Genomic DNA, 20,166 nt, shown 5'->3' on the forward strand with positions numbered 1-20,166 from the left:
CTGCCCGCGGGCAGCACCTCGTAGCTCTTGCGCTGCCCCCGGGCCGGCTGCTCGGCCGGCAGGGCGCGGATCAGGCCGTCCGCCTCCAGTTTCCCCAGCTCGCGGTAGATCTGCTGATGCGTCGCCGACCAGAAGTAGCCGATCGACTTGTCGAAGCGGCGCGTCAGCTCGAGCCCCGACGACGGCTTTTCGAGCAGGGCGGTGAGGATCGCGTGCGGGAGTGACATGGGGTCATCCTAGGGACGGCCGGCCCTGCCCCGACGACGCCCTACAGGGCCGCCGCCAGCTCCGTTCCCTGCTTGATGGCGCGCTTGGCGTCCAGCTCGGCGGCCACGTCCGCGCCGCCGATGAGGTGCGCGCTGCACCCGGCGGCGACCAGCTCGTCGTACAGGTCGCGGCGCGGCTCCTGCCCGGTGCACAGCACGACGGTGTCCACCTCCAGGACGGTGCCGGCGCCGTCCACGGTGATGTGCAGCCCGCTGTCGTCGATCCGGTCGTAGCGCACGCCGGGGACCATGGTGACGCCGCGGTGCTTGAGCTCGGTGCGGTGGATCCAGCCGGTCGTCTTGCCGAGACCGGCACCGACCTTGGTGGTCCTGCGCTGCAGCAGATGCACGGTGCGCGGCGGGGCGGGCCGCTCCGGCGCGGCGAGGCCGCCGGGAGCGCGGTAGTCGGTGTCGACACCCCAGGCGCGGAAGTACGCGGCGGGGTCCTCGCTCGTCTTGTCGCCGCCGTCGGTCAGGTACTCGGCGACGTCGAATCCGATGCCGCCGGCGCCGACGATCGCCACCCGGTCGCCGACGGGTGCGCCGTCGCGCAGCACGTCGAGGTAGCCGAGGACGCTCGGATGGTCCACGCCGGGGATCTCGGGTGTGCGCGGGGTGACGCCCGTGGCGACGACGACCTCGTCGTAGCCGGTGAGGTCGCCTGCGTTTACCCATGTGTTCAGCCGTACGTCCACGCCGTGCGCGTCGAGCTGGTGGCGGAAGTAGCGCAGGGTCTCGTCGAACTCCTGCTTGCCGGGGACGTTGCGGGCGACGTTCAGCTGGCCGCCGATCTCGTTCGCGGCGTCGAACAGGGTGACCGCGTGGCCGCGCTCGGCGGCGCTCACCGCGCAGGCCAGTCCTGCGGGACCGGCTCCGGCGACGGCGACCCGCTTGCGCCGCCGGGTCGGCGAGAGCACCAGCTCGGTCTCGTGGCAGGCGCGCGGGTTGACCAGGCAGGAGGTGATCTGCCCGCTGAAGGTGTGGTCGAGGCAGGCCTGGTTGCAGCCGATGCAGGTGTTGATGGCCTCGGGCCGGCCGGCGGCGGCCTTGGCCACGAAGTCGGGGTCGGCGAGCATCGGGCGGGCCATGGACACCATGTCTGCGCAGCCGTCGGCCAGCAACTGCTCGGCGAGCTCAGGGGTGTTGATGCGGTTGGTGGTGACGAGCGGCACCGAGACCGCGCCCATGAGCTTCTTCGTCACCCAGGTGTAGGCGCCACGCGGTACGGACGTGGCGATGGTGGGGATGCGGGCCTCGTGCCAGCCGATGCCGGTGTTGATGACGGTCGCGCCGGCGGCCTCGACGGCCTTGGCGAGACGGATCACCTCCTCCAGGGAGGAGCCGCCGGGTACCAGGTCCAGCATGGACAGCCGGTAGACGACGATGAAGTCCTCGCCGACCGCCTCGCGCACCCGGCGGACGATCTCGACGGGGAAGCGCATGCGGTTGTCGTAGGAGCCGCCCCAGCGGTCGGTGCGGTGGTTGGTCTGCGCGGCGGTGAACTCGTTGATGAGGTAGCCCTCGGAGCCCATGATCTCGACGCCGTCGTAGCCGGCCTGCCGCGCGAGACGGGCGGTACGGGCGTAGTCGTCGATGGTCCGCTCGACGTCGGCGTCGGTGAGCTCGCGCGGGACGAAGGGGCTGATGGGTGCCTGGAGCGGGCTGGGGGCGACCAGGTCGCGGTGGTAGGCGTAGCGGCCGAAGTGCAGGATCTGCAGGGCGATCCTGCCGCCCTCGCGGTGCACGGCGTCGGTGACGAGCCGATGCTGCCCGGCCTCCTCGTCGGTGGTGAGTTTCGCGCCGCCCTCGTACGGCCGGCCCTCGTCGTTGGGGGCGATGCCGCCGGTGACGATGAGTCCCACTCCCCCGCGGGCCCGTGCGGCGTAGAACTCCGCCATCCGCTCGAAGCCGCGCTCGGCCTCCTCCAGGCCGATGTGCATGGAGCCCATGAGGACCCGGTTGGGCAGGGTGGTGAAGCCCAGGTCGAGCGGGCTCAGCAGGTGCGGGTAACGGCTCATCGGGCCCTCCGTACGCGGTGTCGTCACCGTAGTTGTAGAGGACACCGAGGGCTTTATGCAACTAGTTGCACAAAGGGAGGGCCGACAGGACCACCGGAGGGACGCGGCAGACCGGCGTCGGAGATCCGCGGGAGGTCCGCGGAAAGTCCGTGCCGGACGTGCGTCGTCACTCCGGTGGCCCTACGACCGCCGCCTTCCCGGTGGAGGTCCCGGCGGAGGCGGTCAGCCGCTCACGTCAGCGGCTCTCCAGGCGCACGTGCAGTTCGCGCTCCTGGTCGCCGGACGCCGTGCACAGGTCCTGGACGGTGAACAGGGAGTCCAGGGTGGTGCGGAACCGGTCGATCGCCCAGTAGCCGCCCTGCACGTCGGCCGTGACGGACGCCCCGAGGTGAGTGGGACCGCAGGTCCCGCGGGTCTCGGCCACGTCATAGGTGCCGAGCCACACCGTCGGGCGTACCTCGTGGAAGTCACGGGGCACGTCGTCCGCGCGCCGGTCGGACAGGAAGCAGGCGCGCAGGGCGTCGAACACGATCCGGGCGTCTTCCTTGCTACATCCGCTCAGCTCCACCGAGACGGATTCCGGGTGCTCGGGCTCACTGACCATCGTGATCGCTCCTCTCGTGGCCGCGCTGCGGTACCGCACGGGGTTCCCCCGAAGTCGCACCCCATCCTCACGACTCAGCAAAGCACCACCTCCCAGGAGAGCACCACCGGCGGCACTCCACGTCACGCACATCCGGGCGGACATCCGGGAAATCCGGGCGCGGGCGGCCCTTCCGGCCGACTCGGCGGGACGGCCGCCCGGGTGTTGAGCGATGGTGGAAAGAGGCGACGGACCCTCGGAGAGGTGAGTGTGGGCGCGGTACAACAGGGGGTGTCGGCATCGGGGGCGGCGGGCCGCGTGGACGGGCGAAGGCGGTGCGTGGGATGACTGCAGCCGGGGCCGGGGCTACCTCGGCCGAGGGCGAAGAGCCGCTCGGCGGTCCCGTGCGGCCCAGCGGGCTGCTCGACGTGCTGGGCGTGGCCTCGGTGGTCCTTGACGCCCAGGGGCGCATCGTGCTGTGGAGCCCGCAGGCCGAGGAGCTCTTCGGCTATTCGGCGCAGGAGGCGCTCGGGCAGCTCGCCGCCCGGCTGATGGTCCACGAGGAGCACCTGGAGCTGGTGATCAAGCTCTTCGCCGACGTCCTGCGGACCGGCCGGGGCTGGGCGGGCGCCTTCCCCATACGGCACAAGGACGGCGGCACCCGCCTGGTGGAGTTCCGCAACATGCGGCTGCTGGACGACCGCGGAGACGTCTACGCGCTCGGGCTCGCCGCCGACCAGTCGACCGTGCGCAGGCTGGAGCGGGACGTGGCGCTGTCGGCGCGGATCGTCTCGCAGTCCCCGATCGGCCTCGCGGTCCTGGACACCCGGCTGCGGTACGTCTCGGTCAACCCGGCCCTGGAGCGCATCGACGGGGTTCCGGCGGAGGCGCACCTCGGGCGGACCATCCCCGAGGTGCTGCCGCAGGTGGACGCCGCCACGCTGGAGGCCGCGGCGCTTCAGGTGCTGAAGAGCGGCCGGCCCCTCGTCGACGTCTTCGCCGTCGGCCGGACCCCGGCCGATCCGGAGGAGGACCACGCCTGGTCGGTATCGCTGTACCGGCTGGAGGACGCCGTCGGCGCGGTGCTGGGCGTGGCCGTGTCGATCGTGGACATCACCGAGCAGTACCGGGCCGGCATCGAGGCGGAGGCGGCGCGCCGGCGCCTGGCCCTGATCGCCGACGCCTCCAGCCGGATCGGCACCACCCTGGATCTGGACCGCACGGCCCGGGAGCTGGCCGACGTGGCCGTGCCCGAGTTGGCGGACGTGGCGGCCGTGGACCTGCTGGAGGCGGTCGTGGGGGGCAGGCGCAGCAGCCTGGGCCCCGCCGAGGCGGCGGTGATCCGCGCCCTTGCCGTCCGCGCGGACCACGCATCGGACGCCCTGGAGGCGGCCGACCCGCCGGGCCAGATCGCCCGTTACGGCCCCGAGCGCCTGGTCACCCAGTGCGTGCGCACCGGGCGTCCGGTGCTGGTGAAGCATGTGAAGGACGAGGACCTGGCCTCCATCGCCCGGTCCCCGGAGGCGGCCGTCCTGCTGGGCCGCGCGGGCGTGCACTCGTATCTGGCCGTGCCGCTGATCGCACGCGGCGAGGTGCTGGGCGCGCTGGACCTCAAACGCACCCGCAACCCCGAGCCCTTCAGCGAGGACGACGTCCTGCTCGCCCGGGAGCTGGCCGCGCGCGCGGCCGTGCAGATCGACAACGCCCGCTGGTACCAGAACGCCCGCGACACCGCCCTCACCCTCCAGCGCAGCCTGCTGCCCCGGCACCCCTCCGTCACCGGCGGGCTCGAGGTCGCCTCCCGCTACCAGCCGGCGGGCGCCACGATCGAGGTGGGCGGTGACTGGTTCGACGTGATCCCGCTGGAGGACGACAAGACCGCGCTCGTCGTCGGGGACGTCATGGGCAGCGGCATCAGCGCCGCCGCCACGATGGGCCGGCTGCGCACCGCGACGAAGGCTCTGGCCTCGCTAGATCTGGACCCCGCGCGGATCCTGGAGCACCTGGACCGGATCACCGACGGCCTGGAGCAGGCCATCGCCACCTGCCTGTACGCCGTCCACGACCCGCATCTGCGGCAGTGCCGGATCGCCAACGCCGGGCATCTGCCCCCGGCCCGGGTCCGCCCGGGCCGTCCCCCGGAGCTGCTCGACCTGCCCACCGGGGTTCCGCTGGGCGTCGGGGGCGTGGCGTTCTCCACCACCACCGTGGGTCTGGAACCGGGTGACCAGTTGGTCCTGTACACCGACGGGCTCGTGGAGACCCGGCGGCATCCGCTGGACCAGCGTCTGGAGACGCTGCTGACCCTGCTCGGCGATCCCCGACGCCCCTTGGAGGAGCTCTGCGACATGCTGCTGCGCACGCTGCACCAGCCGGACAACCATGACGACGTGGCCCTGCTGGTGGCCCGCGCGCAGCCGCTCACGCGGGACGCCCCGACCGACTGACGACGGGGCCGGACCCGCCCGCACGCAGGCGCTCACACGGGACACCCCCACCGGACTGACGACGGGGCCGGGCCCGCCCGCACACAACCGCTCACACACACCGACCGACCGACAGGGCCGGACCCGCCCGCACACAGGCGCTCACACGGGACACCCCCACCGGACTGACGACGGGGCCGGGCCCGCCCGCACACAGCCGCTCGCGCAGAACCCACTCATCGCCAGACGGCGGAGGCCAGACCCGCCCGCACACAGCCGCTCACACAGCACACCCCGCACCGCCTGACGGCCGGCCGGGTCTGCCCGATGCGCCCGGCGGGAATCGGCCCGCAGACCCCGGCGCGCCAACAGGCCCTGGGCGTGCCGACGGAGTCTAGGGCTGCGTGCCGATGACCACGTTCGCGTACAGCTCCTCGGAGACGGCCAGGCGCGGGCTCAGGCCGGCCCTGGTGAAAGCTTCCATGGCGGCCGGGGCCTGGCGTTCGCTCGTCTCGACGAGGAGACAGCCGCCGGGGGCCAGCCAGGCGGGGGCACCGTCCGTGACGCGGCGCAGCACGTCGAGGCCGTCGGCGCCGCCGTCGAGGGCGACCGGCGGTTCGTGATCGCGGGCCTCGGACGGGAGGAGCCCGACTTCTCCGGTCGGGACGTAGGGGACGTTGGCGGCGAGGACGTCGACACGGCCGCGCAGCCCGGCCGGCAGTGCCTCGAACAGGTCCCCGGAGTGCACCCGGCCCCCGAGGGACGCGATGTTGCGCCGGGCGCAGCGGACGGCGGCCGGGTCGATGTCGGCGGCGTGCAGTTCGACCGGGCCGAGCGCGGCGGCCAGCGCCGCGCCCACCGCGCCCGACCCGCAGCACAGGTCCACGACGACGCGGGCGTCCCCGGCCTGGGCGACGGCCTGCTCGACCAGGAACTCGGTGCGGCGCCGGGGCACGAAGACACCAGGTTCCACGAGGATGCGCAGACCGAAGAACTCGGCCCAGCCCAGGACCTGTTCCAGCGGCAGCCCGGCCACGCGCCGGTCCACCAGGGCGGCGAGCTCCTCCGGTGTGCGGGCGGCCGCGAGGATCAGCTCCGCCTCGTCCTCGGCGAACACACAGCCGGCCGTGCGCAGCGCGGCGACGACCGCGGCACGCGAGGCCGGCGAGGAGGACCGGGCGGCAGGGCCGGAGGGGAAGGAGGGAGAGGACGCAGAAGAGGAAGGAGAAGTGGGAAGTTCGGGCATGGAGAGCCGAGACCTTTCGGGAGTCGAAGGGCGCTCCCCGCGGTCACCTATCGGCGGTGATCCGCGCCGTCACGAGGAGAGAGCACCCGACCTGACACAGCGGTGATGGGTCTCACCTCCTCGGCTTCCTGCGGCCCGGACCGTCCGTGACCGCAGGTCACCTTACCTCAACCTTCAGACAGCGACGGTCTCTTCGGCCTCCTCCTCGGCGGCTGCCCCGGCGGCCTGCCCGGCCTCCTTCGCGCGGAGCCCGTCCGGGCTCACGCGCTCCGTGACCGTGGTGGCCGCGTGCGCGCCGCCGGCCGCGTGTGCCACGTGACCCGCCGGTGTCCTCATCCTCTCGTAGCACGCGGCGCCCGCGGAGACCGCCAGGCCGATCAGCAGCCACACCACCAGCGTCCACACGTCGCGGCTCAGCCCTTCGCCGCCGAGGTACAGCAGGCTGCGGGCGCCCTCGACGAACCCGGCACCGTTCCAGAAGGCGTGCAGGGTGCCGAAGAAGCCGTTCTGCAGCTCGGGCCGGAACAGGCCGCCGGAGCTGGTGAAGTTGAGCATCACGAACAGCACCATCATCGTGAGCGTGGTCCACCGCTTCAGGAAGGTGTGCAGGCCCACGCCGATGAAGAGGATGCCCGCGGAGTAGAGCCAGGCCATGCCCCAGACCCTCGCGAGATCGTGGTCCACGAGGTGGAAGACGGGCCCGGCGAGAGTTGCGCCGATGCCGCTGACCACGGCGGACACAGCCAGCGTGAGCAGGGCCCGGATCCGCATCGGCAGGGCGGCGCCGGCGGCACCGAGCGCGGCGACGGAGGCGTAGGAGCCGATGCTCACCGCGATCAGCAGGAAGAACAGGCCCTGGCCGGTCGGGTCGCCGGCGGCCGGCCTGGCCACGTCCGTCACCTTCAGCGGCACGCCCTCCTCGGCGGCCACGGGCGTGAAGACCTTCTCGACCGCTGTCGCGCCCGTGTCGGAGGCGGCACCGGCGACCACGAGCTCCGGCGCCCTGGCGCTCGGCACGTAGGCCCCGGTGATGTCCCGGGACTTCAGCAGGTCCACGGCCTGGGCCCGGGTCCCGACCGTGCGCACGTCGAGCCGGTCACCGGCCTCGTCCTTGAGCGTCTGGGCGAACACCTTCGCCTGCGGGCCCTGCCCGACGACCGCGACGGGCAGATGGTGCGGCTGAGGGGTCACGAACGCGCCCATGTACGCAAGCCCCATGCCCAGGCACATCAGCAGCGGGGTGATCAGGTGGGTGAGTACATGGCGCAGCGCAGGCGACCTCATCGCTCCCGACCTCCAAATGGTTGGCATATACAACTTCGTTTGCAGTTGTACTATACAACCAGACCAGCCGGGAGGTGTTCCGTGACAGCAGCCGACGGGCCCGACGTGACGCACGAGACAGCCGTCGGACAGGGCGAGAGCGCGGGGGAGGCGGCCGTCGAGACCATCCACCGCGAGATGACGGTCTTCGCCCGCCGGGCCAGGGCCTCGGCCGGACGGATGCACCCCGAGCTGTCCCTGGTGTCGTACACCCTGCTCGGGCACTTGGAGGAGCGCGGCGGCTGCCGCGCCACCGACCTGGCCGCGCACTACGCGCTGGACAAGTCCACGGTCAGCCGGCAGGTGGCCGTACTGGAGCGGTCCGGCCTCATCGAGCGGCGCCAGGACCCGGAGGACCACCGGGTGCAGGTGCTGCACCTGACGGACGCCGGCAGGCAGATCCTCGCCCAGGTCACCGAGAGCCGCCGGGCGGCCTTCCAGGAGCGCCTGACGGAGTGGCCGCAGGAGGACCTGGAGAGGTTCGCGGCCTATCTCACCCGCTACAACGCGTGGACCCCGACGCGGAACGCGGGCTGACGCGTCGGGCCCGCCGCCCGTGCCCGGCCTGCGGTCGCAGGCCCCCCCGCGCCCGCGACCGCAGGCCGCCGCCCGTACCCCGCTACGCCACCGGCACGGAGGGCCGCCCGCCGGCCAGCCGCGCCGGCGGACGCGCCGCGAGGAAGGCGGTGCGGCGCCGCAGCCGGAAGCCCAGCGACTCGTACAGCCTGATGGCTCCGGTGTTCCGGGCGCCTGTGTGCAGGAACGGGGTCTCGCCGCGCTCGCGGATGCCGTGGGCGACGGCCAGGATCAGCCGGGTCGCCAGACCCTGGCCGCGGTGGGCGGGGTCGGTGCAGACCGCGCTGATCTCCGTCCAGCCCGGCGGGTGCAGCCGCTCCCCCGCCATGGCGACCAGGGCGCCGTCACGGCGTATGCCCAGGTAGGTACCCAGTTCGATGGTGCGGGGCAGGAACGGGCCGGGCTGGGTGCGCGCGACCAGGTCGAGCATCTCCGGAACGTCGGCAGGGCCGAGACGTACCGCCTCGGCTTCGGGGGCCGCGGCCAGGCCGTCGTCCACGAACTGCACGCCCTCCACCTGGAACGTGATGTCCCAGTCCGCCGGGACCCGCCCCACGAAGCCGGACAGCGGGACCTCGGCGCCGGGTCCGGCCAGGGCCGCCAGATCGGCCCAGTCCCCGGTGTCCGGCTCGTCGGGCAGGGCCAGCCAGGGCGAGACGTCGACCGGGTAGCGCAGGACTCTGCCGCGCCGCTCGGCGAAGCGGGCGTGCGGGCCGGTGAGGGAGGCCAGGGCCGGGTTGTCGAGGACGTGCCCGGACACCCGTTCGGTCGAGGTCATCCGGCGACCTCGATCACGGCCTTGCCGCGGGCGTGTCCGTCCTCCACACCGCGCAGCGCCTCACCGGCCCGCTCCAGCGGGAATGTCCGCGTCACGTGCGGGTCCAGGTCGCCGCGCACGACCAGATCCGCCAGCGCGTCCAGGACGGCAGCGGTACGGGCGCGGACCACCCGGGAACCGCCCAGCGCCTCGACGTCCTGCTGCGGCGCACCGGCGGTGATCAGCTTCGTCCGGTCGGCGAGCAGGCCGGCCGCCTGGGTGAGCACCTCGCCGCCGACCAGGTCGTAGACGGCGTCGACGCCGTCCGGGGCCGCCGCGCGCGCCCGTTCGTCCCACCCCGGTCCGGAGGGCACGTGCACCGCGCCGAGCGACTCCACGAAGTCCTTCTTGCCCTGGCTCGCCACCCCCACGACCCGCAGGCCGAAGGCGCGGGCGATCTGTGCCACCGCCCCGCCGACGCCGCCACCCGCACCGGTGACGAGCACGGTCGCTCCCGCGGGCAGGTCCAACTGCCGCAGCCCGTCGTAGGCCGTGGCCGCGGCGACGGGCAGTGTGGCGGCGTCCGCGTACGAGACCCCGGCGGGCTTGTGCGCGGTCACCGCGGCAGCCAGCAACGCGTATCGCGCATAACCGCCCGCCACCGTGTTGCCGAAGACCGCGTCCCCGACGGCGAAGCCGGTGACGCCCTCGCCCACCTCCTCCACGACCCCGGCCGCCTCGTTGCCGAAGACCACCGGGAAGACCCGCTCACCGCTCTCGCCCGGCCGGCGGAAGCCCGTGCGCTGCTTCCAGTCGACGGGGTTCACGCCCGCCGCCCGCACCGCGACCAGGATCTCGCCGGGCCCCGGCCGGGGCCGGTCCACCTCGACGAGCGCCTCGGTCTCCGGGCCGCCGTACCGGGTGAAGACGTACGCCTTCGGCATGGCTCCCACTCTCCTTCCTGTCCTTCTCGAGCACCGCCGTCACAGGGCGCCGGGGCCGCCGACGCCGCACACGGCAGCTGCAAGGAAGATCGCGCAGCGGCTATTCCCGAGGTGGAGCAGGCTTCATACGCCGTTGACGAAGGGCCTCCCGCCACGGCCCGGGCGACGCACGGCGCCCCAGGTCCCCGCCGCCGCGGCGCCCCGCTCCGGGGCCGGTCCGCCGAGCACGTACGGTGGGATGCACACACGAACGTCCCGCTCGACCCGCGGGCCGCCGGGCACGGCGGCCTGGAGGCACCCCCGCATGAACGTCACCCGAGGCTTCACCGGGCGTCCGCGCGCCGCCGACCCCGGCCTGCCGCCCGGGCAGTACGACGCCGCCGACGACTGGCCCGTGCTGTCCGCCGAGGTCACACCCGACATCGCGCCCGCGGACTGGACGTTCCGCGTCGACGGCCTGGTCGCCGAGCCGCGCACCTGGGACTGGGAGCAGGCGCGGGAGCTGCCGGCGTCGGGGTACGAGGGCGACATCCACTGCGTGACCGGCTGGTCGAAGTTCGGGGTGCGGTTCGAGGGCGTGACGCTGGACGTGTTCCTGGACGCGGTACGGCCCGACACCGCCGCCACGCACGCCGTGGCCTACGCCCACACCGGGTACACCACCAGCCTGCCGCTCGCGGACCTGCGGGGCGGGCGCGCCTGGATCGCGTTCGCGTACGACGGCGCGCCGCTGCCCGCCGAACACGGCGGTCCGGCGCGGCTGCTGGTGCCGCACCTGTACTTCTGGAAGAGCGCCAAGTGGATCGCGGGCCTCAGGATCCTCGACCGCGACGAACCGGGCTTCTGGGAGCAGAACGGCTATCACGCCCGTGGCAACCCCTGGGAGGAGCAGCGGTACTCCGGTGACTGAGACCTTCACGCCGCCGACCCGGTTCGCCGTGCCCGGCCGCATCGCGGTCAGCGAGCAGGCCGCCACCCGGTGGCAGATCGCGACCCTCACGGAGATCCGGCGGGAGACACCACGCGCCGCCACCTTCCGCCTGGCGGTGCCCGCCTGGTCCGGGCACCTGCCGGGGCAGCACCTGATGCTGCGGCTGACCGCGCCCGACGGTTACGTGGCCCAGCGCCACTACTCGATCGCCTCCGCGCCCGACGACTCCGGGCACATCGAACTGACCCTGGACCACGTCGAGGGCGGCGAGGTCTCCGGCTGGTTCCACACCGTCGCCCGGCCCGGCGACCGGGTGGAGGTGCGCGGCCCGCTGAGCGGTTTCTTCGCCTGGCCCGGCGACCGGCCGGCGCTGCTGCTCGGCGCGGGTTCCGGGGTCGTACCACTGATGTCGATGGTGCGGCACCACCGGGCGCGGCGGCTGACCGTGCCGTTGCGGCTGCTGGTGTCCGCGCGCACTCCGGAAGAGCTCGTCTACGCAAGGGAGTTCGGTGCGGAGACCACGCCGGTGTTCACGCGCGGCGCCCCGCAGGGCGTGCCGGTGGGACGGCTGTCGGCCGCACATCTGGCGCCGCTGGTGGAGCGGCAGCCCGCGGGCGGCTGGGAGGCGTACGTGTGCGGGTCCAACGGCTTCGCGGAGCACGCCTCGCGACTTCTCGTGGCGGCGGGCCTGCCCGTGGACCGCATCCGGATCGAGCGCTTCGGCTGACGAGGACCGAACGCTCCGGACGGGGAGCCGCGCACTCCGGCCGGCTTCTTGACAGGTACCCCGGCCCCTGCCAGGTGACCAGACGACCCGACAGGTGCCCCGCCCACTGCCGCTTGACCGGGCGACCCGACAGGTACCCCGCACCCCTGCCGCATGACCGGACAACCCCGACAGGTGCCCCGCCCACTGCCGCATGACCGGGCGACCCGACAGGTACCCCGCACCCCTGCCGCATGACCGGACAACCCCGACAGGTGGCCCGGCCACCTGCGCGGCCGGCGAACCGCCACCTCCGTCCGGCCCGCCGGACGGACCCGCCTGCCCAGCCGCTCCGGCCGGCGGACATCGGCCGGCGCGGGAGCTCGCCGTCGGGTGTGAGCCGCACGGACAGGGTCTGGCGACTCCTCCGAGCACCGCCGTACGGTGTGATCATCAGTGTCTCTTGCGCGAAGGCGGTTGTTGATGGCCCTGTTCGACCTTCCCCTCGACGAACTCCGTGAGTACCGCAGCGAGTCCACCGAGCCGGAGGACTTCGACGCCTTCTGGTCCAAGACCCTCCAGGAAGCCCGCGAGCACGACCTGAACGCCCGCTTCGACCTGGTCGACACGGGACTGACCACGGTCAAGGTGTACGACGTGACCTTCGCCGGGTTCGGCGGCCATCCGGTCAAGGGCTGGCTGACGCTGCCCGCCCGGGTCGACGGACCGGTGCCGCTGGTCGTGGAGTTCGTGGGCTACGGCGGCGGGCGCGGCCTCCCGCACCAGCACCTGCTGTGGGCGTCGTCGGGCCGGGCGCACTTCGTGATGGACACACGCGGCCAGGGCAGCGCCTGGGGCGGCGGAGGCGGCACCGCCGACCCGGTGGGCGGTGCGCCGGCGTATCCCGGCTTCATGACGCGTGGCATCGACGCGCCGGAGAACTACTACTACCGGCGGGTGTTCGCCGACGCGGTGCGCGCGATCGAGGCCGCGCGCTCGCATCCGCTGACCGATGCGGGCCGGACCGTGGCGATCGGCGCGAGCCAGGGCGGCGGCATCACGATCGCGGTGGGCGGCCTGGTGCCGGATCTGGCCGCGATCGGCCCGGACGTGCCCTTCCTGTGCGACTATCCGCGCGCGGCGACGCTGACCGACCGTCACCCTTACCGGGAGATAGGCCTCTACCTCAAGACCCACCGCGGGCGCACCGAGGACGCGCTGCGCACCCTGTCGTACTTCGACGGCGTCCACTTCGCCGCCCGGGGCCGGGCCCCGGCGCTCTTCTCGGCGGCACTGGAGGACCAGACCTGTCCGCCGTCCACCGTCTTCGCCGCGTTCAACGCCTGGGCGCACGACGACAAGACGATCGAGGTGTACGACTTCAACGACCACGAGGGCGGCGGCCCCTACCAGGACGCGGCCAAGCTGCGCTGGCTGCGGTCCTACGCCTGAGCAGGCGCGGCACCCGGGCGGCCCGGACCGCACGGGTGGGATTCCGGGATGGATCACGGGCGGATTTCGGCCGAACCGCCCGGCCGATCTTCCGTACTGGTTTAGACCAATGGTAGATCTGGTGGCACAATGAGCCCGAGCGGCTACGGTACGTCACCAACAGGAGGCGGGGCATGGCCCGCACCACCCCCCGGAACCACCCGACGACGGAGGAAACGGCCGAGGAACGGCCGCTGTACTGGAGAGTCGCCGCCGAACTGCTCGGAGAGCTGCGCGACGGCACCGTTGCACCCGGTGAACGGCTGCCGGGCGAGCGGCAGTTGGCCGCGCACTTCGGGGTCAGCCGGGAGACCGTCCGGCAGGCGCTGGAGGTGCTGCGCCGCGACGGCCTGATCGCCACCGACCGGCGGGGCAGCCATGCCACGCTGACCGGACCGCCCGCCGAGGCACCCTCCCCCTTGACTTTCCCGGTCGGCGCCCGCACCGCCGACCGGGACGCCTTCGACCGGGCCACCGTGGCCTGGGAGACGCCCCCCGCGGAGCATGCCGCGGCTCTGGGCCTCGCCCCGCACCGCCCGACCCTGGTGCACCGCTACCGGTCCGCGGCGGCCGACGGCACCGCGCTGCGCACGGCGGTGACCTCCTTCTCCGCCGTGGCCCTCGCCGAGGTCGAGGAGCTGGCCCGCTACCGCGACCGCGCCGACGGCTCGTGCGCCGCACAGCTGCGGCGGACCTATGACTGGATGCGCCGGGCGGGCCTGACCCTGCATCACCGGGACTCGATCACCCGGCTCGAGGAGGGCTCCTCGGTACGGGTGATCCGGCGCGTCCACGACCAGTACGCGCGTCCGCTGGAGATCACCGACCTGATCGTGGACGCCCGGCAGGACGCCCTCGTCTACGAGTTCACCCTGCCGGCGGCGGTCTGACCCGTCACCCCCGGCCGGACAGGGTGAGGACCCGTCAGGAGTCCGTGACGGCCGGCCTGCGCGCCGCGATCATCCGGGCCCGCGGGCTGCCGTCGGCGCGGCGGCCGAACCCGGGCAGCGCGTACAGCTCCACCCGGAAGCCCGCGCGCTCCAGCTCCCGCCGTACGTCGCCGAAGCGGAAGGCGCGGTAGTACATGACGAACGGCGGCCGCCACAGGGCGTTGCGCACCCGCATCACCGCGTCGAAGCCGAGCAGCGTCCAGAACGCCCTCGCGCGCGGACGCGGCGGGGCGAGAACCGGGAACGCGAACAGCCCGCCGGGCCGCAGCGCCGCGTGGACCCGGCCGAAGAGCCCGGGCAGCTCGGCGGGGAGGAAGTGGCCGAGCGCGCCGGAGCTGACGACGAGGTCGAAGGCGGAGGAGAAGGGCAGCGCGCGGGCGTCCGCACGCACCAGAGCGGCCCGTGGACCCGCTGCCGGGAGCCGTTCTGCCGCGACGGCGAGCATGCCGGCACTGAAGTCGACGCCGGTGACCGTCCTCCGGCACACGCGGGCCAGCACGTCGAGGCCGGCGCCCGTGCCGCAGCACAGGTCGAGCCCGTCGTCGTAGGGCCCGGTGCTCTCCAGGACCGAGCCGACGGCGTCAAGCACCGGCTCCGGGGTCCGGAACGGGGTGCGGTCGAACTTCGGCGCGAGCAGGTCGTAGCCCCGCTCGACCGAGGACAGCGCCTGAACGGCGAGCTCGCGGAGCGTGGGGCCTTCGGGGCTGAACATCCGCTTCAGCTTAGACCGTCGCACGCTCGGTGACGGGGCGAGCACACTCGCGGACCACCGGGGACCGGTCCGTGGTACATTGCAAACAGCACGCGTGTACGCCCCCTTGCGGGCGCCGGTGCGAGTTCTCCTTCATTTCGGCCGATCCGTCCGCCGCCTCGGGCGGCGCGTCCGGCCCATCGGCCTTCTGCCACCACCCGGTGAGTCGTGGTGTACGGCCCGCGTTCGCGGGTCCGGCGTACCCAAGGTGGTGTTCTCCGCCGCCGGAGGTCCTGCTCCGCGCAGCCTCCGCCCCGCGGCTTCTCCCTCTTCCCGCACACCTGTCGTGTCATCCGTCCGTGAAAGGACCACCACCCATGACCACCACACTCGAACATCCTCCGGTACGGCCGCAGCCGTCCCCGGCCGCCCGGCTCGTCGCCGGTGTCCTGGACATCGACGCGAGCGGGAAGGGCCGGCTGCGCGGTGCGGACCTGCTGCCCTCCCCCACCGATCCCCAGGTCTCCGCCGCCCTGATCCGCCGGCACGGCCTGCGCAGGGGCGACCTGGTCGACGGCGTGCTGGGAGACCGGCACGTCCTCACCGGCGTCGCACGTGTGGGCGGGCGCGCGCCGGAAGAACTGCGGGGCCGGCGCCGCTTCGGGGACCTCACCCCGCTGCACCCGAGCGAGCGGCTGCGCCTGGAACATCCGGCCGCCGGTCTCACCGGGCGCGTGGCGGACCTGGTCGCCCCCATCGGCAAGGGCCAGCGCGGACTCGTCGTGGCGCCGCCCAAGACCGGCAAGACCGTCCTCGTCCAGCAGATCGCGGCCGCCGTCGCGGGGAACCACCCCGAGTGCCGGCTGATGGTCATGCTGCTGGACGAGCGCCCAGAGGAGGTCACCGACATGCGGCGCTCCGTGCGCGGCGAGGTCTACGCCTCCACGTTCGACCGGACCCCCGCGCAGCACATCGCGCTCGCCGAACTCGTCGTGGAGCGGGCCAAGCGGCTCGTGGAGGCCGGCGAGGACGTCGTCGTGCTCCTGGACTCCCTGACCCGGCTGTGCCGGGCCCACAACAACGCGGCCGCAGCCGGTGGCCGCACCCTCAGCGGCGGCGTCGACGCGGCCGCGCTGCACGGCCCCAAACGGCTGTTCGGGGCGGCGCGGTCGGCCGAGGAGGGCGGTTCGCTCACCATCCTCGCCACCGCGCTGGTCGAGACCGGTTCCCGCGCCGACGACTTCTTCTTCGAGGAGCTGAAGGGCACCGGCAACATGGAACTGCGGCTGAGCCGCGAACTCGCCTCCCGTCGCGTCTTCCCGGCCGTCGACATCCAGGCCTCCGGCACCCGCCGCGAGGAACTGCTCCTCTCCCCCAGCGAGTTGACGGCCACCCGCGGGCTGCGCCGCGTGCTGCGCGACCGTGACGGGCGGACCGGCCTGGAAACCCTGCTGGACCGGCTGCGCGACGCCCCCGACAACGCCACCTTCCTGCGACGGATCCAGCCGACACTGCCGAGCGGCTAGGACGGCGCCCGCGGCGACCCGAACGGCGGCGGCCGCTGGGACATCCGGGTGCTCGTGGTCCCCGTTCGGCCCTCGGCAACATCCCGCCCCCGGCGGTTCGTTCCTAGCTTTGCGATATGAAGATCCGATTTTCTCCCCGAGCGACCACGTCGGCCTGCGCGCTGTGCACGGCGGGCATGCTTCTGCTGGCCTCACCGGTGGCGGCGACGGGCCGGGCCGGATCGGACCCGGGCGCCCAGGGGCAGCCGAAGACGGCGGTGCCCCAGCCGGCCCTGCTGGAGCGCGAGGGCACACAGGTCAGGCTGCACCCCGAAGCGCCCGACACGCCGGAGGTCTCCGCGCTGTCCTGGCTGGTGGCCGACGCGGACACCGGCGAGGTCCTCGCCGCGCACAACGCGCACGAGAAGCTGCCCCCCGCCAGCACCCTCAAGACACTGTTCGCGCTGACCGTGCTGCCGACCCTGCCCGGGAGCGCCACGCACACCGTCAGCCACGACGACCTGAGGGGAATCGGCGAGGGCAGCAGCCTGGTCGGCGTCGTCGAGGGCCACACCTACCGAGTGGCCGACCTGTGGCGCGGGGTGTTCCTGAACTCGGGCAACGACGCCGTGCACGTGCTCGCCGCGCTGAACGGCGGATGGGACCACACGGCCCGGCAGATGCAGGCCAAGGCCCGTACGCTGGGCGCCCCGGACACCCACGTCGTCTCGCCCGACGGCTACGACGCCGACGGGCAGGTGTCCTCGGCGTACGACCTGGCGGTCTTCGGGCGGGCCGGGCTGCGCAACCCGGACTTCGCGCGCTACTGCTCCACCGCCGCGGCCGCCTTCCCCGGCGACGGCGGCACGACGTACCAGATCGCCAACACCAACCGGCTGCTGACCGGCGCCGACGGGGTGAAGCGCTATCCCGGTCTGATCGGCATCAAGAACGGCTACACCAGCAAGGCGGGCAACACGCTCGTCGCCGCGGCCCGCCGGAACGGACGCACGCTCCTCGTGACGGTGATGCACCCGCAGAAGGGAGGCGGCCTCGCGGTCTACGAGGAGGCACGATCGCTGCTGGACTGGGGGTTCGACGCCACCGGGCGCGTCGATCCGGTCGGCTCCCTGGACGCGCTGCGCCCGGTGGCCCACACGACGCGGCCGGCGCCCTCGGCCGCCGCTTCGCGAGCCGCGGGATCGGAGGCGGGGGTCGTCTGGGGCTGGCCGGAGGCGGGCGCGGTCGGCGGCGCCGCCGGGCTGGGCGCGGGGGTGGTGATGGTGGCCCTGCGGCGCAGGAGCAAGCGGCTCGCCCGCGACTGACGGATCAGAACACCGACAGGCCGGTGAGCGTGGTGAAGCGGTCCAGAGCCGCCACGCCCGCCACCGAGTTGCCCCGCTCGTCCAGCCCGGGACTCCACACGCACAGCGCGCACCGGCCGGGCACGACGGCGATGATGCCGCCGCCCACACCGCTCTTGCCGGGCAGGCCGACCCGGTAGGCGAAGTCGCCCGCCGCGTCGTACGTTCCGCAGGTCAGCATGATCGCGTTGACCTGCTTGGCCTGACTGCGGCTGAGCAGCCGGGTGCCGTCGGCGCGGATGCCGTGCCGGGCCAGGAACGTGGCGGCGAGGGCCAGGTCGGCGCAGGACGCCGCGATCGAGCACTGACGGAAGTACTGGTCGAGGAGGGCCGGCACCGGGTTGTCGATGTTGCCGTAGGACGCCATGAAATGGGCGAGGGCCGCGTTGCGGTCGCCGTGCGCGGTCTCGGAGGCGGCGACCTCCTCGTCGAAGTCCAGGTCCGGGTTGCCGCTCTCGGCGCGCAGCAGGGCGAGCAGTTCACCGGCCGCGTCCCCGGTGCGGGTCTGGAGGCGGTCGGTGACCACCAGGGCGCCCGCGTTGATGAACGGGTTGCGCGGGATGCCGTTCTCGTGCTCCAGCTGCACCAGGGAGTTGAACGGGTTGCCGGACGGCTCGCGGCCCACGTGTTCCCACAGCTCGTCGCCCTCGCGGGCCAGGTCGAGGGCGAGGGTGAAGACCTTCGTGATGGACTGCGTCGAGAACGGCTCCCGCCAGTCCCCCACCCCGTACACCGTGCCGTCCAGCTCGGCGACGGCCATGCCGAAGGCGCGCGGGTCGCGGGCCGCGAGCGCCGGGATGTAGTCGGCGGGACGCCCGCGGCCGGGCGTGTGCTCGATCTCCTCGGCGATGCGCTTAAGAACCGGCTGGTAGGTGAGGGACGACGGGGGGACTGCCATGATCACCATTGTGCCTCCGGGCCGGTCCTGGTGCGCCGCAGCGACTCAGGCCACGGGCGCGCAGCTGCCCGCCACGACCTCCGGCCGCAGCAGGTCGGCCAGCCGCTCGGCGGGCAACAGGCCCTTCTCCAGGACCAGTTCGGCGACGCCGCGACCGGTGGCGAGGGCCTCCTTGGCGATGTCGGTGGCTGCGGTGTAGCCGATGTGCGGGTTGAGGGCGGTGACCAGGCCGATGGAGTTCTCCACGGTGGCGCGCAGCACCTCGGTGTTGGCGGTGATGCCGTCGACGCAGCGCTCGGCGAGCGTCAGGCAGGCCGCCCGCAGGTGGGTGATGCTCTCGGACAGGGAGTGCAGGATGATCGGCTCGAAGGCGTTGAGCTGGAGCTGCCCGGCCTCGGCGGCCATGGTGATGGTGACGTCGTTGCCGATCACCTCGAAGGCGACCTGGTTGACGACCTCGGGGATCACCGGGTTGACCTTGCCGGGCATGATGGACGAACCGGCCTGCACCGGCGGCAGGTTGATCTCGCCGAGGCCCGCGCGCGGCCCGGAGGAGAGCAGGCGCAGGTCGTTGCAGCTCTTGGAGAGCTTGACCGCGATCCGCTTGAGCACGCCGGACATCTGGACGAACGCTCCGCAGTCCTGGGTGGCCTCGACCAGGTTGGCCGCGGTGACCAGGGGCAGTCCGGTGATGTCGGAGAGGTGGCGGCGGGCGGCTTCGGCGTAGCCGGCGGGCGCGTTCAGGCCGGTGCCGATCGCGGTGGCGCCGAGGTTGATCTCTTGGACCAGCTCGACGGCCTCGGCGAGCCGGCTGCGGTCCTCGTCGAGCATCACGGCGTACGCGGAGAACTCCTGGCCGAGCGTCATGGGCACCGCGTCCTGCAGCTGGGTGCGGCCCATCTTCAGTACGTCGCGGAACTCGACGGCCTTGCGGGCGAAGGCGTCCTGGAGCACGGCCATCGCCTTGAGCAGCCCGCGCACCGCGAACACCGTCGCGACCTTGACGGCGGTCGGGTAGACGTCGTTGGTGGACTGGCCGAGGTTGACGTCCTCGTTGGGGTGCAGGTGCCGGTACTCGCCCTTGGCGTGGCCCAGCAGTTCCAGGGCCCGGTTGGCGACGACCTCGTTGGCGTTCATGTTGGTGGAGGTGCCGGCGCCGCCCTGGATCACGTCGACGACGAACTGGTCGTGCAGGTCGCCGGCGCGGATCTCACGGCAGGCGGCGACGATGGCGGCGGCCTTGCGCGGGTCCAGCAGGCCCAGCTCCTCGTTGGCGAGGGCGGCGGCCTCCTTGACGGCGGCCAGGGCGTCGATCAGGTGCGGGTAGGCGGAGATCGCGGTTCCGGTGACGGGGAAGTTCTCCGTGGCGCGCAGGGTGTGGATGCCCCAGTACGCGTCGGCGGGGACGTCGCGGTCGCCGAGCAGGTCGTGTTCGCTGCGGGTGGCGGCGGTCATGAGGGTGCGGCCTCTTTCGGAGGTACGAAGGGTGAG

At 73.2% G+C, this 20,166-nt stretch carries 18 protein-coding genes; 8 read left to right on the forward strand and 10 right to left on the reverse strand.

Annotated features, from left to right (window positions below):
- The 3 genes from BZY54_RS53615 to BZY54_RS27135 form a co-directional block, all read right to left on the reverse strand.
- Positions 1-227: PadR family transcriptional regulator (locus BZY54_RS53615; protein WP_244217355.1), on the reverse strand; the 227-nt coding region annotated here is incomplete at its 3' end.
- 41 nt (positions 228-268) lie between these two features.
- Positions 269-2,284, reverse strand: coding sequence for an NADPH-dependent 2,4-dienoyl-CoA reductase (locus BZY54_RS27130; RefSeq protein WP_086727956.1), 2,016 nt, complete (start codon positions 2,282-2,284; stop codon positions 269-271).
- A 235-nt stretch (positions 2,285-2,519) separates the two neighbouring features.
- Positions 2,520-2,888 carry a hypothetical protein gene (locus BZY54_RS27135; RefSeq protein ID WP_086727957.1) on the reverse strand — a complete coding sequence of 123 codons (369 nt, stop codon included), beginning with the start codon at positions 2,886-2,888 and terminating at the stop codon, positions 2,520-2,522.
- A gap of 323 nt (positions 2,889-3,211) precedes the next feature.
- Here BZY54_RS27135 and BZY54_RS27140 point away from each other — a divergent pair, with 323 nt between their 5' ends.
- On the forward strand, positions 3,212-5,314 hold the full coding sequence (locus tag BZY54_RS27140; protein WP_086727958.1) for a SpoIIE family protein phosphatase: 2,103 nt from the start codon (positions 3,212-3,214) through the stop codon (positions 5,312-5,314).
- Between the two features lie 373 nt (positions 5,315-5,687).
- Here the strand turns inward: BZY54_RS27140 and BZY54_RS27145 are convergent, their stop codons facing one another.
- Both BZY54_RS27145 and BZY54_RS27150 read right to left on the reverse strand, forming a co-directional pair.
- Positions 5,688-6,539: a putative protein N(5)-glutamine methyltransferase gene (locus BZY54_RS27145; RefSeq protein WP_086727959.1), complete on the reverse strand. Its 852-nt coding sequence runs from the start codon at positions 6,537-6,539 to the stop codon at positions 5,688-5,690.
- Between the two features lie 174 nt (positions 6,540-6,713).
- A complete protein-coding gene (locus BZY54_RS27150) occupies positions 6,714-7,823 on the reverse strand; it encodes a hypothetical protein (protein ID WP_086727960.1) in 1,110 nt (369 codons plus the stop codon).
- 81 nt (positions 7,824-7,904) lie between these two features.
- Here BZY54_RS27150 and BZY54_RS27155 point away from each other — a divergent pair, with 81 nt between their 5' ends.
- The gene (locus BZY54_RS27155; RefSeq protein WP_086727961.1) at positions 7,905-8,399 is read left to right on the forward strand and encodes a MarR family winged helix-turn-helix transcriptional regulator; all 495 of its coding nucleotides are present in this window, start codon (positions 7,905-7,907) and stop codon (positions 8,397-8,399) included.
- A gap of 82 nt (positions 8,400-8,481) precedes the next feature.
- Here the strand turns inward: BZY54_RS27155 and BZY54_RS27160 are convergent, their stop codons facing one another.
- Positions 8,482-9,216 carry a GNAT family N-acetyltransferase gene (locus BZY54_RS27160; RefSeq protein ID WP_086727962.1) on the reverse strand — a complete coding sequence of 245 codons (735 nt, stop codon included), beginning with the start codon at positions 9,214-9,216 and terminating at the stop codon, positions 8,482-8,484.
- Complete coding sequence (locus tag BZY54_RS27165; protein ID WP_086727963.1) at positions 9,213-10,139, reverse strand: NADP-dependent oxidoreductase; 927 nt, start codon at positions 10,137-10,139, stop codon at positions 9,213-9,215. Before BZY54_RS27165 ends, BZY54_RS27160 begins: the two co-directional genes overlap by 4 nt.
- Before the next feature lie 304 nt (positions 10,140-10,443).
- Between BZY54_RS27165 and BZY54_RS27170 the strand changes: the two genes are divergently transcribed.
- The 4 genes from BZY54_RS27170 to BZY54_RS27185 all read left to right on the forward strand — a co-directional run bounded on the left by BZY54_RS27170 (position 10,444) and on the right by BZY54_RS27185 (position 14,157).
- Positions 10,444-11,049 (forward strand): sulfite oxidase-like oxidoreductase, encoded by a 606-nt coding sequence (locus BZY54_RS27170; RefSeq protein ID WP_086727964.1) that lies wholly within the window; start codon positions 10,444-10,446, stop codon positions 11,047-11,049.
- A complete protein-coding gene (locus BZY54_RS27175) occupies positions 11,042-11,797 on the forward strand; it encodes a ferredoxin reductase (RefSeq protein WP_086727965.1) in 756 nt (251 codons plus the stop codon). Before BZY54_RS27170 ends, BZY54_RS27175 begins: the two co-directional genes overlap by 8 nt.
- 462 nt (positions 11,798-12,259) lie before the next feature.
- Positions 12,260-13,228, forward strand: coding sequence for an acetylxylan esterase (locus BZY54_RS27180; protein WP_086727966.1), 969 nt, complete (start codon positions 12,260-12,262; stop codon positions 13,226-13,228).
- Between the two features lie 173 nt (positions 13,229-13,401).
- Positions 13,402-14,157, forward strand: coding sequence for a GntR family transcriptional regulator (locus tag BZY54_RS27185; RefSeq protein WP_086727967.1), 756 nt, complete (start codon positions 13,402-13,404; stop codon positions 14,155-14,157).
- A 34-nt stretch (positions 14,158-14,191) separates the two neighbouring features.
- Here the strand turns inward: BZY54_RS27185 and BZY54_RS27190 are convergent, their stop codons facing one another.
- On the reverse strand, positions 14,192-14,929 hold the full coding sequence (locus tag BZY54_RS27190; protein WP_086727968.1) for a class I SAM-dependent methyltransferase: 738 nt from the start codon (positions 14,927-14,929) through the stop codon (positions 14,192-14,194).
- A 356-nt stretch (positions 14,930-15,285) separates the two neighbouring features.
- Here BZY54_RS27190 and rho point away from each other — a divergent pair, with 356 nt between their 5' ends.
- Complete coding sequence (rho, locus tag BZY54_RS27195) at positions 15,286-16,434, forward strand: transcription termination factor Rho (protein WP_086727969.1); 1,149 nt, start codon at positions 15,286-15,288, stop codon at positions 16,432-16,434.
- A gap of 116 nt (positions 16,435-16,550) precedes the next feature.
- Complete coding sequence (locus BZY54_RS27200) at positions 16,551-17,738, forward strand: D-alanyl-D-alanine carboxypeptidase family protein (RefSeq protein WP_086727970.1); 1,188 nt, start codon at positions 16,551-16,553, stop codon at positions 17,736-17,738.
- A 4-nt stretch (positions 17,739-17,742) separates the two neighbouring features.
- Here BZY54_RS27200 and BZY54_RS27205 read toward each other — a convergent pair whose 3' ends face one another.
- Positions 17,743-18,684: a glutaminase gene (locus tag BZY54_RS27205; protein WP_086727971.1), complete on the reverse strand. Its 942-nt coding sequence runs from the start codon at positions 18,682-18,684 to the stop codon at positions 17,743-17,745.
- Between the two features lie 36 nt (positions 18,685-18,720).
- Complete coding sequence (gene aspA, locus BZY54_RS27210) at positions 18,721-20,130, reverse strand: aspartate ammonia-lyase (RefSeq protein ID WP_086727972.1); 1,410 nt, start codon at positions 20,128-20,130, stop codon at positions 18,721-18,723.
- Positions 20,131-20,166 lie beyond the last annotated feature (36 nt).

Origin of the sequence: Streptomyces carpinensis, from assembly GCF_002154505.1 — a bacterium.
Taxonomy (GTDB): domain Bacteria; phylum Actinomycetota; class Actinomycetes; order Streptomycetales; family Streptomycetaceae; genus Streptomyces; species Streptomyces carpinensis.